This window comes from Actinokineospora guangxiensis (assembly GCF_042657845.1).
Taxonomy (GTDB): domain Bacteria; phylum Actinomycetota; class Actinomycetes; order Mycobacteriales; family Pseudonocardiaceae; genus Actinokineospora; species Actinokineospora guangxiensis.
The window spans coordinates 1-1,045 of the sequence record NZ_JBHSKF010000037.1 but is presented as its reverse complement, the minus strand read 5'-3'; the positions used below and the strand labels follow the sequence as shown (position 1 = coordinate 1,045).

At 67.9% G+C, this 1,045-nt stretch carries 1 protein-coding gene; it reads left to right on the top strand.

Annotation, left to right across the window (positions count from 1 at the left end; all coding sequences use genetic code 11):
• Positions 1–69: 69 nt before the first annotated feature.
• Entirely contained in the window at positions 70–1,038 is a 969-nt protein-coding gene (locus tag ACFPM7_RS30340; protein ID WP_378251281.1) for an IS30 family transposase, read from the top strand.
• The last annotated feature ends 7 nt before the right edge of the window (positions 1,039–1,045 follow it).

The following is a 1,045-nucleotide window of genomic DNA, read 5'->3' as shown; positions in this document are numbered from 1 at the left end:
AGCGAGTTCAGGCGGTCGTAGCATGTGATCTTGGTGTTCGGTGGGGAAGGATTCCCTGTCGTGCGCAGGATGTTGACGTTGGCTGATCGGGAGGAGATCTCCCGTGGGCTGGCGGAGTCGTTGGAGTTCAGGGACATCGCGGTCCGGATCGGTCGTGATGCGTCGGTGGTGTCTCGTGAGATCCGCCGTCACGGCGGGCGGGACGGGTATCGGGCCGTCCAGGCGGAGCGGGTCGCGGAAGCGGCTCGGTCGCGGCCGAAGGCGATGGCCGTGACACGGTGCCCGCGGTTGTTCGCCGCGGTGGTGGAATGGTTGCGTCGGGGCTGGTCACCAGGGTCGATCGCGGGGCGGGTGGCATGTGATCACGGCGGGCGGGACGCTTGCCGGGTGAGTCATGAAGCGATCTACCAATGGGTCTATGCCCAGCCTGTCGCGACGTTGCGCCGCGAGCTTGTCGCGCTGCGCTCAGGCCGCACCGCGCGTCGCGGGCCTCGCCCCGCTCCGGCGCCACGTATCAAAGAGCCCCGCTACCTCGACGAACGCCCCGCCGAAGCCGCAGGCCGCGCGGTGCCGGGGCACTGGGAAGGCGACCTCGTCATCGGCAAGTCCGGCAAGACCGCGGTGGCCACGTTGGTCGAGCGGACCAGTCGCTTCCTCATTCTGGTGCCGTTGACCGGGCGCGACTCCCTGACCGTGAGCGAAGCGGTCATCGCCGCGGTCGGGCCACTGCCCACCTCACTGAAACGGTCCCTGACCTGGGACTGCGGCTCGGAGATGGCCCTGCACGCCGAGGTCACCGCCACCGGGCTGCCCGTCTACTTCGCCCACCCGCACTCGCCATGGGAACGCGGCAGCAACGAGAACCTCAACCGCATCGTCCGCGAGTTCCTGCCCAAGGGCGTCACCATCCCCAGCGACCCCCGCTACATGGCCGCCATCGCCGCCGAGATCAACGACCGACCCCGTAAGATCCACGACTGGAAGAAACCCAGCGAGGTATTCACCGAACTCCTCGCATCACATGCTTCCACCGCCTGAACTCACC